Source organism: Paenibacillus xylanivorans (assembly GCF_001280595.1).
GTDB lineage: Bacteria > Bacillota > Bacilli > Paenibacillales > Paenibacillaceae > Paenibacillus > Paenibacillus xylanivorans.
The window spans coordinates 26,156-32,903 of record NZ_LITU01000033.1; the positions used below are offsets into that span (position 1 = coordinate 26,156).

At 39.7% G+C, this 6,748-nt stretch carries 6 protein-coding genes; 4 read left to right on the plus strand and 2 right to left on the minus strand.

The window, feature by feature from the left end:
* The first annotated feature begins 225 nt into the window (after nt 1-225).
* The 4 genes from AMS66_RS03615 to AMS66_RS03630 all read left to right on the plus strand — a co-directional run bounded on the left by AMS66_RS03615 (nt 226) and on the right by AMS66_RS03630 (nt 3,871).
* Nucleotides 226-810 carry an RNA polymerase sigma factor gene (locus tag AMS66_RS03615; RefSeq protein ID WP_053779488.1) on the plus strand — a complete coding sequence of 195 codons (585 nt, stop codon included), beginning with the start codon at nt 226-228 and terminating at the stop codon, nt 808-810.
* Nucleotides 771-1,790, plus strand: a complete 1,020-nt coding sequence (locus AMS66_RS03620; protein ID WP_053779489.1) for a DUF4367 domain-containing protein — start codon at nt 771-773, stop codon at nt 1,788-1,790. Before AMS66_RS03615 ends, AMS66_RS03620 begins: the two co-directional genes overlap by 40 nt.
* A 520-nt stretch (nt 1,791-2,310) precedes the next feature.
* A complete protein-coding gene (locus AMS66_RS03625; protein ID WP_053779490.1) occupies nt 2,311-2,895 on the plus strand; it encodes an RNA polymerase sigma factor in 585 nt (194 codons plus the stop codon).
* Nucleotides 2,855-3,871, plus strand: a complete 1,017-nt coding sequence (locus tag AMS66_RS03630) for a hypothetical protein (RefSeq protein WP_144424401.1) — start codon at nt 2,855-2,857, stop codon at nt 3,869-3,871. Before AMS66_RS03625 ends, AMS66_RS03630 begins: the two co-directional genes overlap by 41 nt.
* A 1,353-nt stretch (nt 3,872-5,224) precedes the next feature.
* Here AMS66_RS03630 and AMS66_RS03635 read toward each other — a convergent pair.
* Together AMS66_RS03635 and AMS66_RS03640 are read right to left on the minus strand one after the other, a co-directional pair.
* Nucleotides 5,225-5,770 carry a GerMN domain-containing protein gene (locus tag AMS66_RS03635; protein ID WP_053779492.1) on the minus strand — a complete coding sequence of 182 codons (546 nt, stop codon included), beginning with the start codon at nt 5,768-5,770 and terminating at the stop codon, nt 5,225-5,227.
* Between the two features lie 31 nt (nt 5,771-5,801).
* Nucleotides 5,802-6,748, minus strand: a 947-nt coding sequence (locus tag AMS66_RS03640) for an N-acetylmuramoyl-L-alanine amidase (RefSeq protein WP_236703152.1), incomplete at its 5' end; no start/stop codon positions are given.

Genomic DNA, 6,748 nt, shown 5'->3' on the forward strand with positions numbered 1-6,748 from the left:
ATGTTATCGGTACATGTTCGTGTCCCAAGCAAAGGACAAGAACTTGTACCGATTGCCGGAATGGACAAGAACATAGTTCGATTACCGATTAGATGAGAATCTAATGAAAAACAATATTGACTTGCCTCCTGGTCATTTTTGAAAAAAATGTCCCTTTAGAACCACCTCGTTTGTTATACATATATAAACTTCATCGTGAATACCTGGGAGGTGCCTTAAAGAAAAATGGATGAGGAAACCGAATACAGAATTAAAAGAGTTCAAGCGGGCGAAATTCAGGACTACGTCTATATCGTTCAAAAATACCAAACACAGATATTTATGTATTGCTGGAGACTTATTTCAAACAAACAAGAAGCCGAGGATGCTGTTCAGGATGTTCTGGTTAAGGCCTATGAGAAAATAAACCTCTATAAGTCTGAGGTGAATTTCTCCTCCTGGCTGTACAAAATGGCCTATCATCACTGCATAAACATAATCCGGCGAAAGAAAGTGCAACAGAAATGGAAATTCAGACTAATGGCTCAAGATCAGCCCTCCAATAGTCCTGCAGAGATGCTGGAACGCCAACTGTTTAACGAACCACTAAGCCGGGCGCTCGGAAAACTGAATGTGGTTGAACGGAACCTACTGGTACTGCGCGTTTTTGAAGAAAAATCGTTTGCAGAAATAGGTGAAATTCTAAATAAAAGTCCCGATGCCGTGAAGAAAAAATTTGCCAGAACCAAAATAAAACTCAAAAAATGGATGAGCCCAAAGGAGGAAGAACTATGCCCAAATTACAACGTACTTCTCAAAACGAAAATCTGAAAGAAATGGATCTTTTGATCGAAGAGGAGTTTCATAATTTTGATGTCACTGACAAAGTCATGACTCGGGTCCGTAAGCTGGCAGTTCACAAGCTAGGGTTGGATGCCAGAGCACGAGTTCGTCAAAGAGTCGTGGTTCCCGGGCTAACCGCAATGTTCGTTCTTGGAGTATCAGTTACAGGGTATGCTGCCTCGCAATATATTGAATTCCTTAACAATAAAGGTGAGGTGGTACTAAATACTGCGGCCGCCAAAGAGCAGACTGACTTTGTTACAAAGTACACGAGCAGACTTGGCTTTTACACAAATCAGATTAAAGAGCAGTTGCAACCTGGGGATTATGTAGCCTATTATGTCAAAGATGATTTAATTAACAACGCGGATAAATTAAATCCCGTAAAATTTGAATATAAATGGATTGAATATTCTAATTTTAGCAGTTTACAAGCTGAAATTACGCGGACGCAGGCTCCAGTTTTAAAAGCAATAACGCATCTTCCTCAAGGCTACCAGTTTGATTACGGCTACGTTTATCCTGCCGATCTGTATACAAACCATCTCGCAGATGCTGCTTACTTGCAGTTAACAGACGACCTTAAAAGACAAGCTGAATCTTCTTCGGAGGGGCAACGGGTGTATATTCAAAAACTGAATTGGAACAAGGCCGACTTCTCTTTAGCACGCTATGTCAAGGGGAAGAACGTTGTAACTGTAACGGCAACAAAAATATTCCCCGATTCCAAAGTGACCATATTTCAGGACGATCAGGCTACATCCGAGAAGCTGAACATTCAAGGTAATGAGGTCTATTATATTCAATCCAATACCAAGGATAGGGAAACGGATTCCGTTACTTACCATCGGATTGGATGGAGGGACGATCACAATCATTCGTTGTATGAAATATCAAATAATGCGGACAGCAATCTAGGTAAAGAGGATCTGGTCAAAATAGCTGAAGAGATACTTATATCTCGTTAATGTTCTAAACAACAAAGGGATAAACAAGCACTTCAGACATAAGTTCTACTTTAATGAAGGCACTAATTTGGTATTATCACCTTTTAGTAGACAAGAGAAAAAAGACATTTGTTAAGATGGAGTTAAACTGGCCTCGAAGAGGATTTTTTCATGGCTAAAAAACTACAAACTTTCCGACGCCGCTAAAGCAGCTGTCAAAACGACAGGGCATCCTTCGGGATGCTTTTTCCTTTGTCTTCATATGAAGAAATGTGAGCGAGTTTAAGCCCGGCTCAAAGGTTTGAAAAAATGAATCTTGCAAGAGCCTCAATTATGCGGCTCTTAAGCGCATTGTGCCCAAGCCGTGCCAGGAAATGCTGGACCGGAGGCCTTCTATTATGTTGCTTTAGAGGCCGGGAATAGTTTTACGTCTGGATTGGCTCGCGCCAAATGGAAAATTATATCTTAATAATTGTCACAAATGGAGGGCTTCGAGTGTTTAAAATATTAAAGGCCTTAAGAAGTAAAGAAAGGAGGGCATATGGAAAACAGTACACGCAATAATGCTGCAAATATTGAAGAATGGATACTTAGGGTTAAAGATGGGAACATGAATGCCCTTAGGCATGTAATTGAAATCTATCAGCTTCCTTTGTATCGTTATGTCTACAATTTAATCCGGAATCGGGAGGAAGCAGAAGATGCGGTTCAAGATGTGTTTTTGCAAGTAATCAAGAATATAGATAAATATACTCGACAGGTCTCATTTACCTCATGGTTGTATAAGATTGCCTACAATCATTGCTTAAATTTAATCCGCAAGCGTAAAGGTTTGATGTCCAGGTTGCATCTGTTCCGTCTTGAAGCAGCTACAACTGACTACGATACCTCATTGAGAGTAGATGAACTGCTACGAGGATTGTCGATGAAAGAGAGACAGATTATGCTTCTACGCGTCGTTGAAGAGTTGACATTTGAAGAGATCTCTGTGATCCTCGAGTGCAAGGTAGCGACAGTGCGAAAACGTTTCGAGCGAACGAGATATAAGATACAACGCAATTATGTGCATGTGGAGGGGGAAAATTATGGGCAAGAATCGTGGACGTCTATATCACCGGAACGATAATTATTTGGAGGAGCTCTCGGCAGCTTATCGCAATATCCCTTCTCCAGTACGTTCGAGTAGTGAAGTAACAACAAATGTGGTAAACCGATTGCTTAATGAGAGAGAAGGTTCTCGCTATAGGAGAAGTGTGTCGTACAACATATTACGGAAAAACATGGCTACTCGCGTGGCTGTGATGCTCTGTGTATTTGTGCTGGTTGGAGGAACCGGTTATGCAGCTTATTCCGAATATGTACTATCACTTCATAATAAGTCAGGTGATACAGTATTTCAGATAGCACCAACAGATATACCATCGCCGCCTATAGAGGAGATAAGTATATTAAATGATATACGTGAGACATTGAAGGATGGGGAACAAGCGACTGTGTTTGTTGGAAAAGAAGCGATTCAAGATCAAGAACAGAAGGGTGAAGTTTTGCCACAGAAAGGCTCTCATTATTCTATTGTTGTTAAACCTCTTGAGTTTGATTCTCCTGAGCGAATGAATGATTATTTACTGGAACGTGGAATCGAAATCAATACTCCGCTATCCAAATGGATGGGCTGGAGTCTTAATCGGGCTGAACTACAAAATGATATCTTGAACACTAGTTCAAAGGAGAAAGTGTGGAATTTTGCTACGGATGATCAGACTGGATCTAGATACAAATATGCAATAGGACCAAGCGGAACGGAGCCTCAATTCTTAAGTTGGTTCTATAGCAAGCGGGATAAAGAAATGAAGCTTACCGTATCACTAAATATACCAATAATGCCAATTTTTTATGATAGTCAACCTTCCTCGGACTCAATACTCTCTATTAAAGGAGTCGATGCTTATTTTTATCGGGATCTCAATGGAAGTGAAAAGTCTATAAATTGGTCAGAGAAAGTGGCCGATGGTAATTATCGGAGTTACGCAGTAGTCACTAATACCGCTGATGATGATGATTTACGCAATTTTGCAGCAGCAGTTATCTCCAATCAGAAATAACGTTTGTTCATCTAAACGATACCTGCGCAACATGAACTATAGCTATTGAGCCAAGGAGGGACCAGTCAAACGATTGGCCTAAGTTATCTAGTATCAAAAGTTACAAGTAAAAGCCAAAAAAATTTATGTTGTATGGAACATAAATTGTAAGAACGATAACATACACGCTTAATAGCCGCGTAGCTAAAAAATTGAATTTTTAAAACCCGTTGATAATTAATCCTATAAGGAAGTGTCTGGCTGATTAAGTGGCTTTTTATATTTATGTTATCAAGTTCTTGTCAAATCACAAAGACAAGAACTTGATAACATTCTCGATATGGATACCGCCTGCATTTCTAACGATATATAGTCAATGCAGAATGTTAACATCATCCCGACAACCATAGTAAAAATAACCTTTTTTCTTGTAGCCATTTTCATTCTGGGAGACTCACTGAAGAGTTACTAATTGATAGAGGTAACGGAAAAGTTACTTCTTTCTTTGGGATAGAAGGAACTGATTTTATTTTATTGTCGCGGGACAAGAACATGGTCGTCGCTATTTAAGCGGCTTTTTTGATTTATTTAATTGAATTGTCGAGGGACAAAAACATGGTCCCATTGAAGTCGCTATTTAAGCGGCTTTTTTATTTTATCGGTACAAGTTTGTGTCCCGAGCCGAGGACAAGAACTTGTACCGATTGCCGGAATGGACAAGAACATAGTCCGAATGCCGATTTGATGCATATATAAATGATGAGCACATGCACCTAAAACCTCATTAAGTACCATAATACATGAAAATGTCCACATTGTTATGGATCAACTGACACGATGAGACGTAAATACAGCTTTTATAAGGCACTCATCACCGTAACAGTAAATACATAAGCCTGGATAGAATTATCCCTTTTCTGTACGTGGTGTTAATTCATTGTTATGCGAATTTCTCATTGGTGAACTCGCCAAAGTAGAAAGAACTACTCCGCTTACAATGAGGATGGAACCACCGATGATGGGTTCGGGCCTGGGGAACTAACTACGAAGTATACACGGTATAAGCGTATGGTAGCCACATTATTGATCACATATCCGTACTATGAAAAACTCGTAGTAAAACGTTCTGATACTAGTTCAGTAGATATTAAAGAATGGCATGCTTACCGGCGAAGAAAGTTAGGTAGGAGCAAGTCCATAAATCCGGATCTTTGGGAGCGCATTAAACCAATAAAGAAGAAGTGTCCTGTCTGTGGGTCTCCAATAACGAGATGATAATCAATAGTCGACGATATTTTAACTGAAATAATATTCTGAGTGAAGAAAAACAGCCGTTTCTACTAGAGATTCAGCTGTTTTTTCATGGGTGAAAAGTTATTCACGAGTTAGTGGGTTTTCTAATTCCACATGGCCCATTATACTTTCAGTTGCATTTCCGTCAACAAGCAGTTCAATGCTTGTTACTTCATCAAACTGAAAAAATGTCTTTTTTAGTGCATCAATTGCTAAAAGTTCTCCACCAGATCCTAATCTTGCTTCATCCGGAATATTTACATCTAATATCAATTTTCCTTGATTAAAAGTTGCTGAAAGTAAATCAATATTTTTCCACAGAGGGATTAGTTCCATTTGATCGCTACTTTGAAGGGATGCGTAAGTTTTGCTATATTTATCTGGTTCATCTTCGAATGTAATTTCCTTCTTTCGTTGATCAAGTTGTAATAGTTGATCATCAGCGTAATATACATTAATTTCTTGAGATTCCTCGCTATCCTCGTCCTGATTAGCTATTGGCGCTGGTGTAGTACTTGTAGGATCAGAACCCTGCACTGGACTAGAAGAAGTAGGTTTACTACCACAACCCACCGCTATTAAGCTTATGGCACAAATTGCGATAACAACATAGATTCGTTTTTTCATAGAAGCACATCCTCTTAAAGTATTCGCTGACCTATAACTTTAAATACTCTTTTATTCCATCCACAATGGCTTGTGCCGCTTTATTTTGATTGGTTTCTGACATCATGGCCTCCTCCTCAGACTTGTTACTTAAGAATCCGACTTCCAAGAGAACGGCAGGCATTGTGGTTTCTCGGATGACTTGGTAGTTTCCGTTCTTAACGCCACGATCTGTAAATCCCAAGGCCTTGATCAAATTTTTATGAATGATGTTTGCTAGTTCTTTACTACTTTCACGTTGGTAATAATACGTTTCAGTTCCCGATACTTGGGGAGCAGCGGTTACACTGTTACCGTGTATAGATACAAATACATCTGCCTTAAGGTCGTTTGCAAGCTTGACGCGTTCTGATCGTGTAGGGTAGATATCCGTTTCACGAGTCATAATTAATTCTATGTCAGGTTCCTTTTCTAAAAGAGCCTGCACTTTAAGGCCTAAAGCAAGGGTGAAAATCTTCTCTGGATTTTTGGTGAAACTTGTTGTACCTGGATCACTGCCTCCGTGGCCCGGATCAATAACGACTATTTTTTTGCCACTGCTGACAGGAGTTGCAGGAGTAGGTTGGTTTACCATACTCAGGTCAAGGATGAATTTACCGGCAATGGTCTCTTGCGTATAATTAACCGAACTTACATTGTTTAATTCAATGACGATTCGAACTTGAACTGGGTCACTTTTGAAAAGCGAATAACGTACCTCAGTAACACCTGGAATTTCACTGGTATCCAACCTTCCCATGGATGCACCAGAGGGGACTTGTCCCATATTACCAAAGTTGGTAGATGGGAAATCCACGATAATTCGTTCAGGATTTTTTAGTGTTGATATAACTGGAGTAACTTCACGGTCTAATGAAACGACAAGTTGATTATTAGTATAGTTTATATCATGAACCAGGTTAGTGGCGGTTTCATTCCCACTCCCATTAGAGGGGGGGG